Genomic DNA, 19,363 nt, shown 5'->3' with positions numbered 1-19,363 from the left:
CGCCTCACGCCTCCTGCACCCGGCCGCCCCCGACGCGCCACTCGCGCGTGGCGACCCGTTCCACCAGCCGCCGGTCATGACTGGCGAGCAGCAGCGTGCCCGGAAAGTCCAGCAGCAGCGCCTCGAGCGCCTCGATGGCCCGCACGTCCAGGTGGTTGGTGGGTTCGTCCAGCAGCAGCACCTGCGCGCGCGTGACGCTCAGCCGCGCGAGGCTCAGGCGGGTGCGCTGCCCGCCCGACAGCCCGGAGAGGGGGAAGGCCGGGCCGCCCGGCACCTCCAGCGCCGCCGCGACCTCGTGCAGCTGGTGCGGGGTCAGCAGGGGATTGGCGTCCAGCAGCGCGTCCCCCACCGTGCACAGGCCGAGCAGTTCCTCGCCGTGCTGCCCGGTCAGGCTGACGGTCAGGCCCGCGCCCCAGGTCACCGCCCCCGCGTGCGGCACCTCGCCCAGCAGGGCGCGCAGCAGCGTACTCTTGCCGCCACCGTTCGGGCCGGTCAGGGCCACCCGGTCACCACGCCGCACGTGCAGGTTCACGCCGGACAGCACCACCCCTGAGCCGCGCGTCACGCCCAGGTTCCGGACGGTCAGCACCTCCAGCGGCCCCGGCGGCACGGGCGGCAGCGTCAGCCGCACCTGACGGTGATCCTCGTGGGGTTTGGGCGTGGCGTCCGCGTCCGCCCGTTCGATCTGCCGCTCCAGCCGCCGGGCCACCGAGGCATTCACCGCCTGCGCGTTCTGCGCCTTGCCCTTCGCCAGGAGTTTGTCCCCATCGCTGGCGCGCCGGTGGTTGTACTGCCCGGCACTCCGCGCCCGGCTGGCCCGCCGCGCCCGCTCCTCGTCCAGCGCGGCGCGTTTGCGGCGGTACGCTTCGAAATCACGGGCCTGCGCCCCCCGCAGCGTGGCTTTCAGGGCCATCGCCTCCGAGTACGTGCCGGGGTACACGGTCAGCGTGCCGCGTTCCAGTTCCGCCACGCCGGTCGCCACCTCATCCAGGAACGCCCGGTCATGACTGGCCAGCACGAACGCGGCTCCCGACGCCCGGATCCAGTCGCGCAGCCACGCCGCGCCCTCCGCGTCGAGGTGGTTCGTGGGCTCGTCCAGCAGGTACACGTCCGCCGGGGACAGCAGCAGCGCCGCCAGCAGCACCCGCCGCGCCTGCCCGCCCGACAGCCGGTCCGCCCGCGCCCCGGCGTCCAGACCCAGCCCGGCCAGCACCGCCGCCGCCCGCCCCGGGAAGTCGTAGCCACCCGCGAGCCGGTAGGCTTCCTCGGCGTCCGCGAAGGCCAGCAGCGCCGCCTCCGACCCGCCCGACAGCGCCGCCGAGGCCGCGTCGAACACCACCTGCGCCCGTGCCAGTGCCGGGGGCGTCACCGCCTCCAGCACCGATCCGCCCGGCAGCGATCCGCCCAGTGACTGCGCCTGCGCCAGCAGCGCCACCCGGCCTGCGCGGGTCACCACGCCCGCATCCGGCGCGTCCAGCCCCGCCAGCACCCTCAGCAGCGTGCTCTTGCCACTGCCGTTCTCGCCGACCAGCGCCGGCCGCTCCCCGGCCCCCACGGTCAGCTCCACACCCGAGAACACCACATGGTCCGCGAACGACCGCGCGACCCCACTTGCCATCAACAACATGTCATCCCCCTGACGGGACAGGCCAGCCCACACGCAGCAGGCGGCAACTCGGAACACGGCAGTCAGGGGTTACAGGCGCAAGGCGGGGGTAGTCCTTTGAATGAGCGGAGGGCAGAGCAGCCGGGCAACCCCGGCGGTCAGGGCCGACCGTACCACGCGCCGCGCGGCGGGAACATGCGCCGGATGGCGGAGGGACCCCTCACCCTTCCGGCGCTCCGCTCCACTGCTTCGCAGGTCTGCGACTCCCTCTCCCCAGGGGAGAGGGCTGGGGTGAGGGGGTTCACCCTTCGGCGGGCACGTCCGGGAAGTTGCTGAGGGGGAAGGTGTCCACGTTCGCGCTGCGCTGCTGCACCAGCACCCCGCCGTCCACGACCACGAACTGCCCCGTCACGTACGCCGCGTCGTCCGACGCGAGGAACGCCGCCGCGCCCGTCAGGTCCTCGGCGGTGCCGTAGCGGCCCAGCGGCACGGTCTTCTCCCGCTGCGCCAGATCCTCGCCTTCCAGGCCGTAGGTGTTGATGAAGCCCGGCGTGATCCCGTTCACCCGCACCCCGTACGGTGCCATGTCCAGCGCCAGCGCCCGCGTGAACGCCTCCACGCCGCCCTTGGCCGCGTCGTACGACGTGAAGCCCCGGTGCGAGCGGGTCGCGCCGCCGCTCGACACGTTCAGGATCACGCCGCGCCGCCGCGCCGCCATGCCCCGCGCCGCGCGGTGGCTGCACAGGAACACGCTCTTGAGGTTCACACGCAGGAACAGATCCCACCAGTCCTCATCGGCATTCAGGAAGTGCCGCTGGTCACTCGTGAGCGCCGCGTTGTTCACGAGCACGTCCACCGGCCCCAGCGTCGCCTCGGTCGCCGCGAAGATCGCCTCCACGCCGTCGCGCACACTCACGTCGCCCGGCACGCTCAGCGCCTGCGCGCCCGCCGCCGTCAGGGCGCCCACGACCGCCTGCGCCGCCGCCTCGTTCACGTCGTTCACGGCCACGCACGCTCCCTCTGCGGCATACCGGTGCGCCAGGGCCGCACCGATCCCACCCCCCGCCCCCGTGATGAGCACTGTCCTGCCTGTGAACCGCTGCAAAGTCGTCATGACGCACAGGCTACGGCAGGGGAGAGGGAATCATGAAGACCGCCCCCTGCCAGATCGGAAGGGGGCGGCGTTGTGGGCAGGAAGTGCCGGTCACTCCCGCCTGCGGAAGGCGAGTGCGGTCAGGAAGATGGCGGTGTTCACGAGGACGATGGTCGCGCCGGGGGCGGTGTTGGCGTAGTAGCTGATGTACAGGCCCGTGACGCCGCCGACGGTGCCGAGCAGCGCGGCCAGCAGCATCATCTTCTTGAGACTGCGGGCCAGCAGGCGCGCGGCGGCGCTGGACGTGATGAGCAGGCTGACGCTGAGGGTCGTCCCGACGAGCTGCACGGTCAGGACGACCACGAGGCCGATCAGGATCAGCAGCAGGCTCTCCAGGCGGCGCACCGGGAGACCGACGGCGCGGGCCTCGGTGGGGTCGAAGGACGCGAGCAGCAGTTCCTTCTGGATGGCGGTCAGGATGCCGCCCACGACGAGCGTGACGGCCAGCGCGCCCCACAGGTCGGCGGGCGTGACGCCCAGGGGGTTGCCGATCAGGAAGTTGCTGAGGTCGGTGGTGAAGGTGGGCGCGCGGGACAGCATCACGACGCCCAGCGCGAACATGCCGACGAACACGATGCCGATGGCGCTGTCCTGTTTCAGGCCGCTCTGCCGTCCGACCGCGCCGATGCCGAGGGCCGTGAGGACGGCGGCGATCAGTGCGCCGAGCAGCAGGTTCCCGCCGGTCAGGAACGCGCCGACGATGCCGGGGAACACGGCGTGGCTCATGGCGTCCCCGATGTAACTCAGGCCGCGCAGCACGACCCACGCGCCGACGAGGGCGCACAGGACGCTGACGAGGATCACGGCGATCAGCGCGCGGTTGAAGAAGGCAAACTGGAGGGGGTCGGTCAGCAGGTGCAAGGGAAGCCTCGGAGGTGCAGGAAGGTGGTCGGCGCGCGTACGTGTTCCATCAACTATCAACCATCCGCCTCACGCCTCGGCGTGCGTATGGCCCAGGAAGCTGGTGCTGAACGTCGCCTCGATGTTCTGGGTGGTGTACACCTGTTCGGGCGTGCCGTCGGCGATCACGCGGCGGTTCACGAGGACCAGATGGTCGCACCAGCGCCGCGCCTGTTCCAGGTCGTGCGTGACCATCACGACCGCGCGGCCCCTGTCGGCCTGCGCGCGCAGCAGGCCCATCAGGGTTTCCTGCGTGGCGGCGTCCACGCCGGTCAGGGGTTCGTCCAGCAGCAGCAGGTGCCCCTGGCGGGCCAGCATGCGGGCCAGCAGCACCCGTTGCCGCTGCCCGCCGGACAGCGCCCCGATGTGCCGGCCGCGCAGGTCGTACACCCCGGTTTCTTTCAGGGCGCCTTCCACGATCTGCCGATCCTTGCGGCCCGGCCAGTGCAGCCAGCCCAGGCGGCCGGTGCGGCCCATCATGGCGACGTCCCAGACGGTTACGGGAAAGCCCCAGTCGAGCGTCTGCTGCTGCGGCACGTAACTGATGCACGAGCGGGCGCTGTGGCCCTCGTCGAAGCGCACGGCGTCCGCGTGGTCCGGCAGCAGGCCCACCAGCGTCTTGAGCAGCGTGCTCTTGCCCGCGCCGTTCGGGCCGATGATGGCGCTGAACGTGCCGGCCTCGAAACGGACGCTGGCGTTCTCCAGGGCCGTCTGCGGCCCGTACTTCACGGTCAGGTTCTCGACGCCCAGCATCAGACCAGCATACCCCCTCGCGCGGTGATGTTGCGAGCGCAGAATCAAAAGGAAGACGGATGGGGACGTGGGCCACGCCTCCACCCGCCGCTCCCGCTGACGGTCAGCCCTTCAGGGCCTTCACCATGATGTCCACGTTCGTCCGGAACGCTTTCAGGTAGGTGTCGCCGCTGCTGCCCCTGGCGCCGAGGGCGTCGGTGTACAGGGGCGGGGCGACGCGCGCGCCGGTCTCGCGGGACAGCGTCTGGGCGAGGCGGGCGTTAACGGTGTTCTCGGTGAAGATCACCCGGGCGCCCGCTTTCTTCATGGCCTGCGCCAGGGTCGCGAGTTCACGGGCGCTGGGTTCGCGTTCGGTGCCCACGCCGGGGATGACGGCGCCCACGACGCGCAGGCCGTAGCGCTCGGCGAAGTAGCCGAGACTGTCGTGGTTGGTGACGATCACGCGCCGCGCGGCGGGAATGCTGGCGAACTGTTTTTTCGCGTAGGCGTCGGCGGCGCCCAGGGCTTTCAGGTAGGCGGCGGCATTCTTCGCGTACGTGACTTTCCCGGCGGGGTCCAGTTGCGTCAGGGTGGCCTGGGCGTTTTTCACGTACCCGGCGGCCAGCGTGGCGTCCCACCAGGCGTGCGGGTCGAGCGGGCCGTGTTCGCCGGCATGTTCGTCCGCGTGCCCGTCGCCGTGTTCTTCGTGGTCGGCCTCGTGGAGTTTCAGGCCGGCGGTCAGTTCCTTCACCGGGACTCTGGGGGCGCTGGCTTTCAGTTTGGGCAGCCAGGGTTCCAGGCCCGCGCCGTTGGCGAACAGCGCGCGGCTCTGCGCGAGGCTACGGATGGCGCCGGTGGTGGGCTGGAAGGAGTGCGTGTCGGCCCCGGCGGGAACGATGACGTTCACCTGCACGCGGCTGCCGCCGACGACCTGCACGAAGTCCGCGATGATGGTGGTCGTGGCGCTGACCTGTAGGGGTGCGGCCTGCGCAGTGGGCGCGGCGCAGGCGGCCAGCAGCAGCGCAGGGATCAGCAGCGTGGGGCGTTTCACAGCAGTTCGATGCCCTTGTAGGGGCCGCGGCTGAGGGTGCGCAGGGCGTTGGCGCTGAGCCAGACGGTTTTCTCGGTGCTCTTGCCGTTCACGGTCTCGCGGATGGCTTTCTTCAGCAGGTTGGCGCGCTGCACGCGTTTGGTCACGCCGGTGACCTTGCGGCCCACGCCGCCCTGCGCGCGGGCCTTGCCGCGGCGGGTCACGCTGTTCACCACGAGGTTCTTCTTGCCGGTCAGGTAGCATTCACGACTCATATTGATATCTCCTTATCACGTCTGGGGGTGGGGGAAAGGTTCAGCAGCGCACGTTCCGGCACAGGGGCTGACAGGATGGAACTGAATCGCTGATCGCTCGAATGACTTCCGTTTTCCCCTCTCCCCAGTGGGACTCGTAGAGCTGCGCAGCAGAGAGGGAGGGACTCGCAGAGCTGTGAAGCAGTGGAGCGGAGCGACGGAAGGGTGAGGGGGCAATCACGCAACAGAAATTGATCTGACGGTGACGGAGTCATACGGACTCCGATTGAATGGGCTGCAAAGACCGTTCAATCCGAGCGGATGCGAGTGGGAGAAAAACGGGTTCCGGACGTGGAGCTGGCAATCCGGTGAAGTTCCGGATTGTCAGCGAAACAAACGGAATCCGTATCAGGTCTCAGGCGCGCAGGGCGCCGTTCATCAGGCTGTCCAGCGCGGCGCTGTCGAGGTCGCGGCCGATGAACACCAGTTCGCTGAAGGCCTCGTCAGGGCTGAGCCACTCGCCCGCCGTTTCCAGGGCCAGTTGCCGTCCGGTGTGGTTCCACAGGGTCGCCACGCCATTGCCGAGGTTCACCCAGCCTTTGGAGCGGATTACGTTGCGTGGCAGGCCCAGGGTCAGGGCCTCGTTCAGGCGGTCCGGGTCGAAGGGACGGTCACTGCGGTAGATGTGGGTGCTCAGGCCGTACGTCTCGGATTCCGGGGTGTGCTCCTTTTCCAGTTCGGTCATCCAGGCGTCCAGCTGGCTGGAGTGGTCGAAGTCGAACAGGCCGGTGTTCAGCAGCTCTGCGGCGGGCAGGCGGCCCTGGGTGGCGTCCAGCACGCGGGCGCGCGGGTTGGTGATGCCGACCAGTTCGCGCAGCTGCTTCACGTCGTCCGGCAGGGCCAGGTCGAGTTTGTTCAGCACGACGATGTCCGCGAATTCCAGCTGCTCGGCCAGCAGTTCCCCGAAGCCGCGTTCGAAATCGTCGCCGGGGATGGCGTCCTGGCGGTTCCAGAGCGTGAAGAACTGCGCGGTGTCCACGACCGTGATCATGGCGTCCACGTGCACGCGGCCCAGCAGGTTGGGAATGGGCGCCTGACCGTCCTCCGGTTCGATTTCCAGTTCCTCGGGGGTCAGGCAGAAACTCTGCGCGATGGGCAGGGGCTCGCCGATGCCGGTGGATTCGATCAGGATGGCGTCCAGTTCGCGGGCCTCCAGCAGGTCGTTTACGGCGTGCAGCAGGTCGCCGCGCAGGGTGCAGCAGATGCAGCCGTTGCTGAGTTCGATGGTCTGTTCGTCGGTCTTGACGACCAGGCTGGCGTCGATGTTCACGGCGCCGAATTCGTTGACGATCACGGCGATGCGCTGGCCTTCGGTCTGGGTGAGCAGGTGGTTCAGGAGGGTGGTTTTCCCGGCACCCAGGAAACCGCACAGGACGGTGATGGGTACGGAGGGGCGGACGGGGGGGACAGTCACCATAGCCTGATAATGATATTCTATTATCAATTTTATGGCAAGGTTCCACACCCTCCGACGCTGCCCCCTGACCGCCCAGTTCTGGTTCCTGGGCCTCGATGCCCGCCAGGGCGACCTGGCCCTGCGCGGCTTTCGCAAGAGCCCCAGCCCGCAGGGCAGCAGCCTGTACACCCTGGGCCACCTGACCCTGCACTCGGCCGGTCTGACCCTGGACCTGCCCGGCGGCGCGCTGCACTTCAACCGCCGCACCCAGACGTTCACCCGGAACGGGCGCACCGTGCCGCCCCAGCAGGGACGCCTGCACCTGCGCGCCGCCCTGGCCAGCCACGAGGCCTGGATCGCCGCGCGCCACGGCGAGGGCTACCGCGAAGAACTGGTGCGCCTGCACCGCCCGCCCCGCCCGGTGGTGGGGGCGCTGGAGCCCTGGCGCGCCTACCTGCGCGGCGGAGGGCCGGCCGGCGGCGCGGGCCTGTCGTTCCAGCCGCCGGTTCCGGTGGTCGGCTGGGTACCCGGCATGGGTGTCCAGGCTGGCCAAGTGCTTTAAAAAGTAAAGTGTGCGTGGCTGACCATGTACAAACGTGCCCGGTGGTACGCTTCACACATGACGGGCAACACTCCCAGCACCCAGCACTACGACGTAGTGATCGTCGGCGGCGGCCCCGCCGGACTGACCGCCGCCATCTACACCGGCCGCGCCAGCCTCAGCACCCTGATCCTCGAAAAGGGCCTGCCCGGCGGCCAGATCGCCCAGACGGAAGAAGTCGAGAACTACCCCGGCTTCCCCGAACCCATCAGCGGCATGGAACTCGCCAGCCGCATGCAGCAGCAGGCCGAGAAATTCGGCGGCAAGATCGAGATGGACGAGGTTCAGAGCATCGTCCGCGCCGACGACGACCGCGAACACGCCTACCCCTTCACCGTCACCGGCTACAGCGGCACCTACCACGCCAAGGCCGTGATCCTCGCCACCGGCGCCAACCCCAAACGCCTGGGCATCCCCGGCGAGCAGGACTTCTGGGGCCGTGGCGTCAGCACCTGCGCCACCTGCGACGGCTTCTTCTACCGTGGCAAGAAGGTCGTCGTGATCGGCGGAGGCGACGCCGCCGTCGAGGAAGGCCTGTTCCTGACCAAATTCGCCGACGAGGTCACCCTGATCCACCGCCGCGACACCCTGCGCGCCAACAAGGTCGCCCAGGCCCGCGCCTTCGCCAACCCCAAGATGAAATTCGTCTGGGACACCGCCCCCGTCGAGATCCTGGGTGACGAGGCTGTCAGCGGCGTGAAACTCAAGAACCTCAAGACGAACGAGGAATACGACATGCCCACCGACGGCGTGTTCATCTTCATCGGCCACACCCCCAACACCGAATTCGTGCAGGACACCGTCAAACTCCGCCCCGACGGGTACGTGGACGTCACCGACGAGATCTACACCAGTGTGCCGATGCTGTTCGCCGCCGGTGACGTCAGCGACTACATCTACCGCCAGCTGGGCACCAGCGTCGGCGCCGGCACCCGCGCCGCCATGAGCGCCGAACGCGCCTTGGCCGCCCTGGAACTCGAAACCGAGACCGCAGCGGATTAAGAACACCTCAGCCTGCGGCGGGACGCTCCGGTGGTGGCCGGGCGTCCCGCTCCCTTATGCTCGGCACATGCCTCACCGCACCTTCATGAGCCGCCTGCGCCGCAAGGCGAACGGGTACGCGGCCAAGGTGCGCCGCCTCCTGCGCAGCCTGCGCGCCAGCGACGCCCACCCCGACGACCCCTGGGCGCAGACCCACCTCACTCCCGAAGAGGCCCGCGTGTACCGCGCCATGGACCCCCGTGACCGTGAACACGCCTGCCGCGTCACCCGCCACCTGATCCGCGAGCACCCGCAGGCCGACCCGGAACTGATCGCCGCCGCCCTGCTGCACGACTGCGGCAAGAGCCTGCGCCCCTACTGGCTGTGGGAACGCGTGCTGGTCGGCCTGATCCCCAACCGCCTGTCGCGCGTGCTGCCGCCCGTCGGGGCCATCGGCATCCGCGCGCACCACCCGGAACTCGGCGCGCGGCTCCTCGCGCACGCCGGAGCGCGCCCCCGCGTGGCCCGCCTCGTCGCCCGCCACCACCACCCCGGCGGCGACCCGGACGCCGCGCTGCTGCACCTGTACGACGATCAGGAATAGGCCGCCCAGGGCACACGGACAGCGCCGCCTCTCCCAGTTGGGGAAGGCGGCGCCGTTTCAGGAAGTCAGGCTTCCCGCTGCGGATTACTCGTGGTCGTGGTCGCCGTCGGCGTGCGCGTGGCCGTGCTCGAGTTCCTCGGCCGTGGCGTCACGCACGGCCAGGACCGTCACGTCGAAGTCCAGCACCATGCCGGCCATGGGGTGGTTGAAGTCCACCTGCACGGTATCGCCGTCCACGTTCATGACCGTAAAGGGCAGCACGCTGCCGTCCTCGGCCTGCGCGTAGTACGTCTCGCCGACCTCGATGTCGTCCTCGAAGTCGTCGCGGGACAGGTCCTCGATGTTGTCCTCGTCGCGGGGGCCGTAGCCTTCCTCGGGTTGCACCGTCACCTGCAGGCTGTCGCCGGTCGCCTTGCCTTCCAGCGCGCTTTCCAGGCCGGGAATGATGTTGCTGTGCCCGTGCAGGTACACCAGCGGTTCGCCGGGTTCGCTCTGATCGACGATTTCGCCGTTCACGGTGAGCTTGTAATCGAGTTCAACAACCTTGTCCTGGGTAATGTTCATGCGGTCTCCATTTCCCCGTCCGTCCCTGGAGGTCAGGGAACGCCGGACAGGCTCTGCTGCCCCAGGAGTGTACCCTCTCGGCGCGGGCGGGAACCGTTACCGCACCCCGAAACTCCAGCCGACCCGCCCGGCGGTGGTACCGAAACTCACCTGCACGCGGTCCCCGGCGCGCAGCGGCGCGTGCGGCAGCAGTACCCCCGCGCCCTGCGCGCCCAGCACACCCCGGCCCACCTGCGTGTCGCCCGCCGAGGCTCCCCGGAACGAGGCGGCGCTCAGCAGGCACGCCGGGACAGGCTGCCCGTTCACCTTCAGGGACGCGCCGCGCACCGTGACGCCCGGCCCCATCAGCAGCGCGATGGGGGCGCCCGCCTGACCCAGACCGCAGTGAACCAGTGGGTCCGGCCATTCCGCCGCCGACGCGCTCGCCGGGAATGCGGCCACATCCAGGCCTGACTCCGGGCCGGGGTAACGCACGGGGTAAGCGGCCGACGCCTGACCGTCTGCCACGACCAGTCCCCGCCGGACATCCAGCACGGCCGCCGACCGGAACGCCCCGCCCGCGTCGTGCGCCTCCCCGAACGCCACGCGGGTCAGGCGCGGGTCCAGCAGTTGCGGCAGGTGAAACGCGCCGCCCACCCAGTACGACAGCGCCCGCCGCAGGTCGCTGCCCGGCTGCGACGACACGAAGTAATGCCCCGGCGCGCAGGCCTCGCCCGCCGCCGACCGGAAGGGACTGGCGGGCTCCTCGCGGTGCTCGGCGCGGTCGGCTCGCACCAGATACCGCGCGTGTGCCGCGCAGCCCGCCTGCCAGTCCGGTTCGGCCTGCACGGCGCCCACGCCCGCCCCGGCCCGCAGGCGGTTCAGGAGAGGCAGGACCGACCCACTGGCCTCCAGAGGCCCGGTCACCGCCGGATCGACAGCCGGGGCAGAGGCAGCGGGAGGGACCGGGCGGGGCGCTGGTGCGGCGGTCGTCCTGTCCGTCGGCGCTGGTGGCCGCGGGAGCGTCACGTCCGGCAGGGGAGGCGCGGCCTGCCCATCGGTCTGTCCACCGGGCAGCGGGGCGGTCGCCGGGGCGGACATGGTCGGCGCGGGCGGCGGCGCGTCCGCCTGCGGTCCGGGCAGCCACCCGGCCGCCCGCAGGCCCAGCCACGCCAGAGCCAGCAGGGCCAGCAGCCAGACGAGCGCCCACGCGGCCCGCCGCGCCGCCCACCGCCAGGAGAAACCGTCCATGAATGCCTCATGGTACGGATGGCCGCGTACCGGCAGGCCTGCCCGGCCCCTATCCTGCCTTCATGACTGCGCCGCTCCCCCCGTTCCCCATGCATGTCAGCGTGGACGAGGCCCGCACCCTGCTGGCCGCCCTGCTGCCCGACCGCCGCACCGAGACCCTGCCGCTCGCGCAGGCGGCCGGACGGACCCTGGCGGGCGATCTGCGCGCCCTGGTCAGCCATCCCAGCGCCACCGAGAGCGCCCTGGACGGCATCGCCGCCCGCGAGGCCGACACGCTGGGCGCTGCGCCGGACGCCCCGGTGCGCCTGCGCGTGATCGGCGAGAGCCGCGCCGGGGCGGCCTTCACCGGCACGGTCGGCGCGGGCGAGTGCGTGCGCATCTACACGGGTGCGCCCCTGCCGCCCGGCGCGGACGCCATCTGCCCGGTCGAACAGCTTCTCGACGACGGGCCGGACGGAGTTCACCTGCGCCGCCCGGCCAGTCCCGGCGACGTGCGCCACGAGGGCGGCGACTTCCGCACGGGCGAGGTCGTCATGACCGCCGGGCCCCTGCTGACCGCGCCCCGGCTGGCGCTGGCCGCCGCGCTGGGGCACCCGCAGGTGCCGGTGCTCGCGCCGCTGCGCGTGGCGCTGCTGTCCACCGGCGATGAGGTTGTCCCGCCCGGTCAGCCCCTGACCGCCGGGCAGGTGTACGACAGCAACTCCGTGGGCCTGCGCGCCATGCTGATCGAGGCCGGGTGCGAGGTCATTCCCCTCGGGCACGCCCCGGACAGCCCCGAGGCGCTCCAGGCCGCCATCGAGCGGGCGGGCGGCGCGGACGTGCTGCTCACCAGCGGCGGCGTCAGCATGGGCAAGTACGACTTCATGCGCGACCTGCTGGTCGAACAGGGCCGCGTGAGCTTCTGGAAGGTCCGGATGCGCCCCGGCGGGCCCGCCATCCTGGGCGGCTGGAACGGCCTGCCCGTCTTCGGCCTGCCCGGCAACCCGGTCAGCAGCCTCGTGGTGTTCCACATCATCGTCCGGCCCGCCCTGACCGGCCAGCCTCCGCAGACGCTGCGCCTGCGCGCCGCCACGCCCTTCCGCGCCCTACCCGACAAGACCGCCTTCTGGCGAGCCACCCTCCAGAACGGCGTGGTCAGCGATTACGGCCAGCAGGGCAGCGGCATCCTCCGGTCCCTCAGTGAGGCCGGCGCGCTCGTCATCGTGCCCGAAGGCCAGCCCGTCCAGCCTGGGGATGATGTGGACGTGATCCTGCTGTGAGGTGAGCGGGGCACGGGGGGCAGGTTGCAGTGAACCGCCGCCCGCGCCCCATATCCCTTACGCCAGCGGCACCAGCACCAGCGCCCCACGGGCCGGGACGCTCAGGGGCGTGTCGGTGGTCAGGGTCAGGGTGCGGCCCGTCAGGACGTCGCGGTACTGGCCGGGCGTGACCCCCGTGACCGGCAGGTGCGCCTCGTGCGGCGCGGCGTTCAGGGCAATGTGCGCGTTGCCGGCGTCGTGGCGGCGCATGAACACCACGCCCTCACCCTGCGCGTGCGTGACCTCGAAGGTGCCGCGCGTCAGGGCCGGCACGGTGCGGCGCGCGGCGATCAGGGTGCGGGTCAGGGTCAGGGTGTCCGCATCCCAGTCCTGCTCGTCCCAGGGGAACGCGCGGCGGCAGTCGGGGTCGGGACCGCCGGGCAGGCCGATCTCGTCACCGTAGTAGATGCAGGGCGCGCCCACGTACGTCATCTGGAACACGGTCGCCAGCCGGTACGCGGTCGCGTCGCCGCCCACGGCCGTCAGGAAGCGGGCCGTGTCGTGCGAGTCCAGCAGGTTCAGCTGCGCGCGCACGATGTCCGGGTGGTACATGCGCGTCACGTCGGTCATGCGGGCCGCGAACGCCTCGGCCGTCATGGGGTCCACGCGGCCCGTGCCGCTGCGTTCGTTCATGGGGTGGTCCAGCGTGCGCGCCCCGAAGAACGCCAGACACGGCCGCGTGAAGTGGTAGTTCATGACCGCGTCGAACTGGTCGCCCTGCAACCAGCGGTGCGCGTCCCCCCAGATCTCCCCGACGATGTACGCCTCGGGATTCACGGCCTTCACGCGGCGGCGGAACTCCTGCCAGAACGAGTCGTCGTCGATCTCGTTCGGCACGTCCAGCCGCCAGCCGTCGATCCCGAACCGCATCCAGTACTCGGCCACGTCCCACAGGAAGTCCCGCACCGCCGGGTTGGCCGTGTTGAATTTCGGTAGGGCGCGGTTCCCCCACCACGCGGCGTAGTTGGCGGGGCTGGTGTCGTCGTACGGTTGCAGCGGCCAGCCGTCCACGTGGAACCAGTCGCGGTACGCGCTCGCCTCGCCCTGTTCCAGCAGGTCGTTGAACTGGAAGAAGCCCCGGCTGGAGTGGTTGAACACGCCGTCCAGTACCACCCGGATGCCGCGCGCGTGCGCCTCGTCGATCAGGGCACGCAGCGCCTCGTTGCCGCCCAGCATGGGGTCCACCTGATAGTAGTCGTGCGTGTGGTAGCGGTGGTTACTGGCCGACTGGAACACCGGGCAGAAGTAGATGGCGTTCACACCCAGACTCTGGATGTGATCCAGCCGCTCGATCACTCCCCACAGGTCACCGCCCATGTACTTATGAAAGTGCGGCGTGTCGCCCCAGGGTTGCAGGTTCAGGCCCGTCACGCGGCCCGAACGGGCGAAACGGTCGGGGAAGATCTGGTAGAACACCGCGTCCGCCACCCAGTCGGGCGTGATGGGATGCGTGTCGTGGGAATGGTCGGTGCGCAGCGGATTCATCTCTGCGGCAGCATAGCGGGGATTCCCTGGCAATCCCCTGACAGCGGACCCGCGCTCACATCAGAGTTGTGGAGTCCCCGCCCGCCCAGGCGCGCACGAACGCCCGCGCCCCGTCCGGCGTGGTCACCTCGCCCAGCGCGGCCGCCTCGGCCAGGGCGCGCGCCGCCATGCCCACGCGCGGGCCGGGCGGGATGCCCAGCAGCGCCATGATCTCCTGCCCGTCCAGCAGCGGCGGCGGCGCAGAGGGCTGCTCCTCCAGCGCTGCCAGAACCCGCTCGAAGCCCCGCGCGTACGCCCGCCGGGACGCCTCGCTGCTCGACGGGCCGCGCGCCGCCTCGCGGTCCGCCAGCATCAGGGACAGCAGGTCCGGCAGCAGCTCCCGCCGCCGGTGCACGAACCGCCGCGCCTCGCGCTCGTTCGCCGGGAGCGGCAGCATGTGCGCCCCCACCAGCGCCGACACCCGCCGCACCTCGTCCCCCGGCAGTTTCAGGCGGGTCAGGATCCCGGCACTCAGCTCGGCGCCCACCCGCTCGTGCCCATGAAACGACACGCGACCCGTCACCGGGTCCACGGCGCGCGTGCGGGCCTTGCCCACATCGTGCAGCAACGCCGCCCAGCGCAGCGCCAGCGGGGCATCCGGCCGGCGCGCCAGCAACTGATGCAGCGCCTCCAGGCTGTGTCCGAACACGTCCAGGTGATGAAAGCCGCCCTGCGCCACCCCCCGCCCCTCGCGCAACTCCGGCACGGTCAGGACCAGCAGACCCAGATCCTCCAGGCGCGCCACGCCCCGCGCCGCGTCCGGCGACCCCAGCAGCGCATGCAGTTCGTCCCGCACCCGCTCCCAGGCAGGCAGCGGCAGGCGGCCCGCGCCCAGATCCACGGCCACCTCCCGCACCGCCGCCTCCGTGCCCGCCTCCAGCCGGAAGCCCAGCGTGCCCTCAAACCGCGCCGCGCGCCACGCCCGCAGCGGGTCGGCCCGCAGGTTCTCCCGCGACACCATCCGCAGCCGCCGCGAGCGCAGGTCCGCGCGGCCACCCGCCGGGTCCAGCACCCGCCCGTCCGCCCACACACCCAGCGCATTCACCGTGAAATCCCGCCGCAACAGGTCCGCCGTCACGTCGCCCGGCAGCGGCACCAGATCATGCTGCACGCCACCCGGCGCCGACACCCGCCAGTACCCCCGGTCCACATCCAGCGGGAAAGCCGCCCCCCCCGACACCCGCGCCAGCTCCTGCGCCGCGCCCGCCGGGTCCGGCACCGCCCAGTCGAAATCCTTCGCCGGCACACCCCGCAACCAGTCACGCGCCGCGCCGCCCACCAGCAACGCCCCAGGCGGAAACTCAGGCAGTGGCGCGCGACGACCGAACATCCCCCCATGCTACCCACCCGCCGCCGCCCACGCCTGCGCCATCTGGCCCACACTTGCCAAACCCCCCGCAAGCTGCTAAAGTTCACGGCGCTGAGGGGGCTTAGCTCAGCGGGAGAGCATCCGCTTTGCAAGCGGAGGGTCTGGGGTTCGAATCCCCAAGCCTCCACCAATACGGGGAAGGGCCAGGAGTTTCGACTTCTGGCCCTTCCTCTTTGCGGCTGGGGTGCGTGTGGGACGGTGCTGCCGACCTCTGGACGGTGCGGGTGTCAGATGGATGTGTGGTGGTATTCCTTAAGGTACGCGTGGTTGTGACCCTCTGATGACGAACCGGTTCTCCCTCCCCTGGATGTTCGCGCCGCTGCTTGTGCTGGCAGGCGCGTACACGGCGCTGCTGGCGTGGGGCGTGCTGACCGGGGTGGATCTGCCGTGGCTGGACCTGCTGTACGGAGCGGTGCCGGTCGTGGCGGTGCTGGCGGTCGGGCAGGCGTGGTGCGCGCAGATGCGCTTGCAGGGCGGGTGCCTGAACCTGAGCGGCTGGCGTGCCAGTGGCCGCCTGGGGTGGGCGCTGCTGAGTCTGCTGGCGCTGGCGGCTGCCGAGGTGGCGTACGTGCTGCTGTTCGACCTGCCGGGCGTGGACGCCCCGGACGTGTCGTTCGTGGACGGCCTGTACTACCTGTACTACCTGGGCCTGCTGGGCGTGCTGTGGATGGACCGCGTGGCCGGGTCGCAGCCGGGGCGGCCGCTGTCGCGCGGGGTGCTGGGCGCGTGGCTGCTGGACAGTCTGATCACGGTGGTCGTGGTGGGCGAGGTCTCGTGGGTGCTGGCCGTGTCGCCGCTCCTTCAGGATTCGGGGGCGTCCGTGGTGTTCAAGGCGGTCAGCGCGTCGTACGTGGTGCTGGACCTGACCCTGCTGACCGTGGGCCTGCTGCTGTTGCGGCGGCGGCTGGAACCGGCGCGGCTGCCGCTGGTTCTGGGGCTGATGGTGTACGTGGGCGCGGACCTCGCATACCTGCTGCTGGGCGATCAGTACCAGCCGCGCGGCGCGCTGGACGCCCTGTGGGTGTGGGGAACGGTGGGGCAGGCGGTCGGCGTGACCCTGCTGACCCGCCTGCAGGCGGTCCCGGCAGACGCCGCGAACGTCACGCGGGGCGGCGGGTGGCTGGACACGCTGCTGCGGGCGCTGCCGTACGCGGCCGTGGCCGTGGCGTGCGCGCTGCTGATCCTGCGCGGCGCGGCGTCCGACCTGACCGGGCGCGGCGTGGCTTGGTTCACGGTGACGGTATTCATGCTGGTCATGCTGCGCCAGGGGCAGGGGTTCGTCGAGACGAGCCGCCTGAACCGCCGTCTGACCGAGCAGGCCGCCGAACTGAAACGCAGCCGCGACGAGATGGAACACCTCGCGCATCATGACGGCCTGACCGGACTGCTGAACCGCGACGGCTTCTACCGCCTGCTGAAGGGCGCGCCGGACCACGCGGAAATGACCATCCTGATGATCGACCTGGACGGCTTCAAACCCGTGAATGACACGCACGGACACGCGGCCGGAGACACGGTGCTGCGCGAGGTCGGCGTGCGCCTGCGGGCGCTGGCCGGGCAGGGGTTCGTTCCGGCGCGGTTGGGCGGCGACGAGTTCGCGCTGGTCAGCCTGGACCCGCGTGGCCCGGTGCTCGCGCCGCCCCTGGCGGGGCAGGTGGTGCAGGCGCTGGGCCGCCCGTACGCGGTGCCGGGCGGGTCGGCGCAGCTGGGCGCGTCGGTCGGGGTGGCGTTCCGCACGGCCAGTACGGCGGCAGCCAGCGGTGGCGTGGTGGGCAGTGGCGCGGTAGGCAGTGAGGTCATCCTGCAACGGGCGGACGCCGCCCTGTACCGCGCCAAACGCGGGGGTGGAAACCGGCTGGAGGTCGAGGCTTTCACGCACGGTTCCACTCCCGGTGCGGGCGGTTGAAACGCTGCTCCCGGCCCGGTCAACGGCCCGGTCGGAGCCCCGGCAGCCGCCCGGAAATGCGCTAGGGTTCTGAACGTGATTCCCTGGTGATCAGCGCGATGATGGTGGCCGTGATCGGCGTGGGCCTGCTGGCGGGCGTGCTGGGCGCGATTCTGGGTCTGGGGGGCGGCGTGATCGTCGTGCCGGCTCTGGAGTTCGTGTTGCCGCTGTTCGGGCGGGAGATCACGATTGCGCAGGCGGTGGCGGTCAGTCAGATCGGGGTGCTGGCGGTCGGGCTGAGCGGCGCCGCCAGTTACCTGCGGCAGGGGCTGGTGCGCGCCCGGACGGGGTACCTGCTCTCGCCGTACACGATTGTGGGTGGGGCGGCCGGGAGTTTCCTGGGGCTGATCCTGCCGGCCCGTGCGGTGGCGACGGTGTTCGCGTTGCTGCTGCTGTACTCCGCGTTCAACCTGCTGCGCGGCCTGAAGCGGGTGGAGGTCGAGCGTCCCCCCAGTCGCCTCGTGCCGCCTGCCATGACGTTCGCGGGGGTCATGAGCGGTCTGCTGGGCATCGGCGGGGGCACCGTGCAGGTGCCGGTCCTGAACCTGCTGGCGGGTGTGCCGATCCGGCAGGCGATTGCCACGAGTACCTTCATCATGGGCCTGACGGCCGTGGGGAACGCGCTGGTGTATCAGGCGGGCGGGCTGCTGGACATTCCGCTGGCGGCCGGGATCGCGCTGGGCGTGCTGATCGGCGCGCGGGCCGGTGCGACCCTGCAGAGCCGCATTCCGGCCGCGCAGCTGAAGCTGTTCTTCAGCCTGCTGCTGATCTTCACGGCCGGGCAGTTGCTGTGGAAGTACTGGGGGCAGGCGTGAGCGCCCCGCAGTCGCCGCCCCCGCAGAAGCCGGACACCGAGCTGGCGGGGCTGCCCGCGTGGCTGTACCCGCTGGGCTTCTGGGTGGGTGTGGTCCTGCTGGCGGGCGGGGTGCTGCTGCCCGCCTATGCGTGGGTGGGTGTGGTGTGGATCGCGTCGGTGCCGGTCCTGGCGGCCGTGTGGGTGGCGCTGGCGGGGTGGCGCGTGGACCGCCGCCTGAGCGTGGCGGCGGTGCTGGCGCTGGCCGGGCTGGCGCTGGTGGTCGTGGTCCGGCAGTTCATCGGGTAGGTCCGGGCGGCGCACGTGGGGCGCGTGGCGGGACGGGTGTGGTGCAATGAGCGGGTGAATCGACTGGCACTCCCGGTCCTGAGCGCGGCGCAGGTGGCGGCGCTGCTGCCGGACGCACCCGCCAGGGTGTCGTGGCTGGGCATGGGCAGTGATCACCACGCCTTCGCGCTGGATGGGGCGCGCGTGCTGCGCCTGCCCCGCTGGCCGGGTGGGGGAGAGGCGCTGCGCCGCGAGGCCCGGCTGCTGGCATGGCTGGCCCCCCGGCTGGGGGGCGCGGCGCTGCCGGAGGTGCGGCACCTGGGTGTCGCCTCGCCGCTGGCCCCGGAGGGCTTCAGCGTGGCGCGGCGTGTGCCGGGTCGGTCGGCACTGGGGTTCGCACTGACCGATCCGGTCGCGCTGGGTGGGGAGCTTGGGCGCTGGCTGGCGGATCTGCACGCCCTGAACCCGCAGGGGTCCGGGCTGACCGTGGACCTTGACCCGTCCGGGCACGACTGGCGGGATGCTGCGCTGGACGATCTGGAGGCGGCGGCAGGGGCAGGTGTCCTTCCTGGGGCCGACGCCTGGGCGGCCCGCGTGCGCGCCCTGCCCGATCTCCGGAAGGTCCTGCCGGTGCCCATCCACGGGGATTTCGCGGCCGAGCACGTCTCCCTGGACGGGCAGGGGCGACTCTCGGGCGTGCTGGACTGGTCGGACGCGGCGCTGGGCGATCCGGCGCGGGATCTGGCGGGCCTGATCCACTGGGGGGACGCGGCGCTGCTGGCGGCGGCCCGCGTGGCGTATCCAGCGGCCGGCCCGTCCTGTGGGGCGGTGTGGGAGCGTGCGGCGTGGTACGCGCTGTGCCGGGCGCTGGCCGATCTGGCGTTCGGTCTGACCGGTGGGGCCGCAGGCGGTCAGGAGGCGTACCTACGGGCGGGACGGCGCGCGCTGGACGGACTGCGGGTGTGGTGGACAAACGCCCCGATCCCGCCGTAAACTTGAACCGAGTCTAATTTTAAGTGAGCCCCTCAGGAGGTC

At 71.2% G+C, this 19,363-nt stretch carries 19 protein-coding genes and 1 tRNA gene; 9 read left to right on the top strand and 11 right to left on the bottom strand.

Translation table 11 applies throughout. From position 1 onward, the window contains the following. Positions 1–4: 4 nt before the first annotated feature. The 7 genes from BXU09_RS02090 to BXU09_RS02060 all read right to left on the bottom strand — a co-directional run bounded on the left by BXU09_RS02090 (position 5) and on the right by BXU09_RS02060 (position 7,152). Positions 5–1,627: an ABC-F family ATP-binding cassette domain-containing protein gene (locus BXU09_RS02090; protein WP_168174541.1), complete on the bottom strand. Its 1,623-nt coding sequence runs from the start codon at positions 1,625–1,627 to the stop codon at positions 5–7. A gap of 280 nt (positions 1,628–1,907) precedes the next feature. Beyond that, positions 1,908–2,720, bottom strand: a complete 813-nt coding sequence (locus BXU09_RS02085; RefSeq protein ID WP_078300291.1) for an SDR family NAD(P)-dependent oxidoreductase — start codon at positions 2,718–2,720, stop codon at positions 1,908–1,910. A gap of 90 nt (positions 2,721–2,810) precedes the next feature. Beyond that, the gene (locus BXU09_RS02080) at positions 2,811–3,620 is read right to left on the bottom strand and encodes a metal ABC transporter permease (protein WP_055363858.1); all 810 of its coding nucleotides are present in this window, start codon (positions 3,618–3,620) and stop codon (positions 2,811–2,813) included. A 69-nt stretch (positions 3,621–3,689) separates the two neighbouring features. After that, positions 3,690–4,412 (bottom strand): metal ABC transporter ATP-binding protein, encoded by a 723-nt coding sequence (locus BXU09_RS02075; protein ID WP_078300289.1) that lies wholly within the window; start codon positions 4,410–4,412, stop codon positions 3,690–3,692. Between the two features lie 103 nt (positions 4,413–4,515). Next, on the bottom strand, positions 4,516–5,442 hold the full coding sequence (locus tag BXU09_RS02070) for a zinc ABC transporter substrate-binding protein (protein ID WP_078300287.1): 927 nt from the start codon (positions 5,440–5,442) through the stop codon (positions 4,516–4,518). Continuing rightward, positions 5,439–5,696 carry a 50S ribosomal protein L28 gene (rpmB, locus tag BXU09_RS02065; RefSeq protein ID WP_078300285.1) on the bottom strand — a complete coding sequence of 86 codons (258 nt, stop codon included), beginning with the start codon at positions 5,694–5,696 and terminating at the stop codon, positions 5,439–5,441. Before rpmB ends, BXU09_RS02070 begins: the two co-directional genes overlap by 4 nt. A gap of 394 nt (positions 5,697–6,090) precedes the next feature. Then, positions 6,091–7,152 (bottom strand): GTP-binding protein, encoded by a 1,062-nt coding sequence (locus BXU09_RS02060; protein ID WP_078300284.1) that lies wholly within the window; start codon positions 7,150–7,152, stop codon positions 6,091–6,093. 31 nt (positions 7,153–7,183) lie between these two features. Here BXU09_RS02060 and BXU09_RS02055 point away from each other — a divergent pair, with 31 nt between their 5' ends. The 3 genes from BXU09_RS02055 (at position 7,184) to BXU09_RS02045 (ending at position 9,317) form a co-directional block, all read left to right on the top strand. Next, positions 7,184–7,693: a hypothetical protein gene (locus tag BXU09_RS02055; RefSeq protein ID WP_078300282.1), complete on the top strand. Its 510-nt coding sequence runs from the start codon at positions 7,184–7,186 to the stop codon at positions 7,691–7,693. A 57-nt stretch (positions 7,694–7,750) separates the two neighbouring features. Further along, on the top strand, positions 7,751–8,734 hold the full coding sequence (gene trxB / locus BXU09_RS02050) for a thioredoxin-disulfide reductase (protein ID WP_078300280.1): 984 nt from the start codon (positions 7,751–7,753) through the stop codon (positions 8,732–8,734). A 67-nt stretch (positions 8,735–8,801) separates the two neighbouring features. Next, entirely contained in the window at positions 8,802–9,317 is a 516-nt protein-coding gene (locus BXU09_RS02045; RefSeq protein ID WP_078300278.1) for an HD domain-containing protein, read from the top strand. An 84-nt stretch (positions 9,318–9,401) separates the two neighbouring features. Here BXU09_RS02045 and BXU09_RS02040 read toward each other — a convergent pair whose 3' ends face one another. Then, complete coding sequence (locus BXU09_RS02040; protein WP_055363866.1) at positions 9,402–9,881, bottom strand: peptidylprolyl isomerase; 480 nt, start codon at positions 9,879–9,881, stop codon at positions 9,402–9,404. Between the two features lie 96 nt (positions 9,882–9,977). Then, positions 9,978–11,111: a CAP domain-containing protein gene (locus BXU09_RS02035; protein WP_078300276.1), complete on the bottom strand. Its 1,134-nt coding sequence runs from the start codon at positions 11,109–11,111 to the stop codon at positions 9,978–9,980. 62 nt (positions 11,112–11,173) lie between these two features. Between BXU09_RS02035 and glp the strand changes: the two genes are divergently transcribed. Continuing rightward, a complete protein-coding gene (gene glp / locus BXU09_RS02030) occupies positions 11,174–12,370 on the top strand; it encodes a gephyrin-like molybdotransferase Glp (RefSeq protein ID WP_078300274.1) in 1,197 nt (398 codons plus the stop codon). A gap of 57 nt (positions 12,371–12,427) precedes the next feature. On the opposite strand, the gene BXU09_RS02025 is transcribed toward glp, so the two are convergent. Continuing rightward, a complete protein-coding gene (locus tag BXU09_RS02025) occupies positions 12,428–13,894 on the bottom strand; it encodes a glycoside hydrolase family 13 protein (protein ID WP_078300272.1) in 1,467 nt (488 codons plus the stop codon). 55 nt (positions 13,895–13,949) lie between these two features. Continuing rightward, positions 13,950–15,263, bottom strand: a complete 1,314-nt coding sequence (locus tag BXU09_RS02020) for an HD domain-containing protein (protein WP_078300270.1) — start codon at positions 15,261–15,263, stop codon at positions 13,950–13,952. 94 nt (positions 15,264–15,357) lie between these two features. Here BXU09_RS02020 and BXU09_RS02015 point away from each other — a divergent pair. The 5 genes from BXU09_RS02015 to BXU09_RS01995 all read left to right on the top strand — a co-directional run bounded on the left by BXU09_RS02015 (position 15,358) and on the right by BXU09_RS01995 (position 19,321). After that, a tRNA-Ala gene (locus BXU09_RS02015) sits at positions 15,358–15,432 on the top strand. A 150-nt stretch (positions 15,433–15,582) separates the two neighbouring features. After that, positions 15,583–17,208: a GGDEF domain-containing protein gene (locus BXU09_RS02010; protein WP_078300268.1), complete on the top strand. Its 1,626-nt coding sequence runs from the start codon at positions 15,583–15,585 to the stop codon at positions 17,206–17,208. 98 nt (positions 17,209–17,306) lie between these two features. Then, on the top strand, positions 17,307–18,062 hold the full coding sequence (locus BXU09_RS02005) for a sulfite exporter TauE/SafE family protein (RefSeq protein WP_205684151.1): 756 nt from the start codon (positions 17,307–17,309) through the stop codon (positions 18,060–18,062). Next, complete coding sequence (locus BXU09_RS02000) at positions 18,059–18,349, top strand: hypothetical protein (RefSeq protein WP_078300265.1); 291 nt, start codon at positions 18,059–18,061, stop codon at positions 18,347–18,349. Before BXU09_RS02005 ends, BXU09_RS02000 begins: the two co-directional genes overlap by 4 nt. Before the next feature lie 54 nt (positions 18,350–18,403). Continuing rightward, a complete protein-coding gene (locus BXU09_RS01995; protein ID WP_078300263.1) occupies positions 18,404–19,321 on the top strand; it encodes a phosphotransferase in 918 nt (305 codons plus the stop codon). Positions 19,322–19,363 lie beyond the last annotated feature (42 nt).

The sequence above is a fragment of the Deinococcus sp. LM3 genome, from assembly GCF_002017875.1.
Lineage (GTDB): Bacteria > Deinococcota > Deinococci > Deinococcales > Deinococcaceae > Deinococcus.
This window is presented reverse-complemented; position numbering and strand designations above follow the sequence as displayed.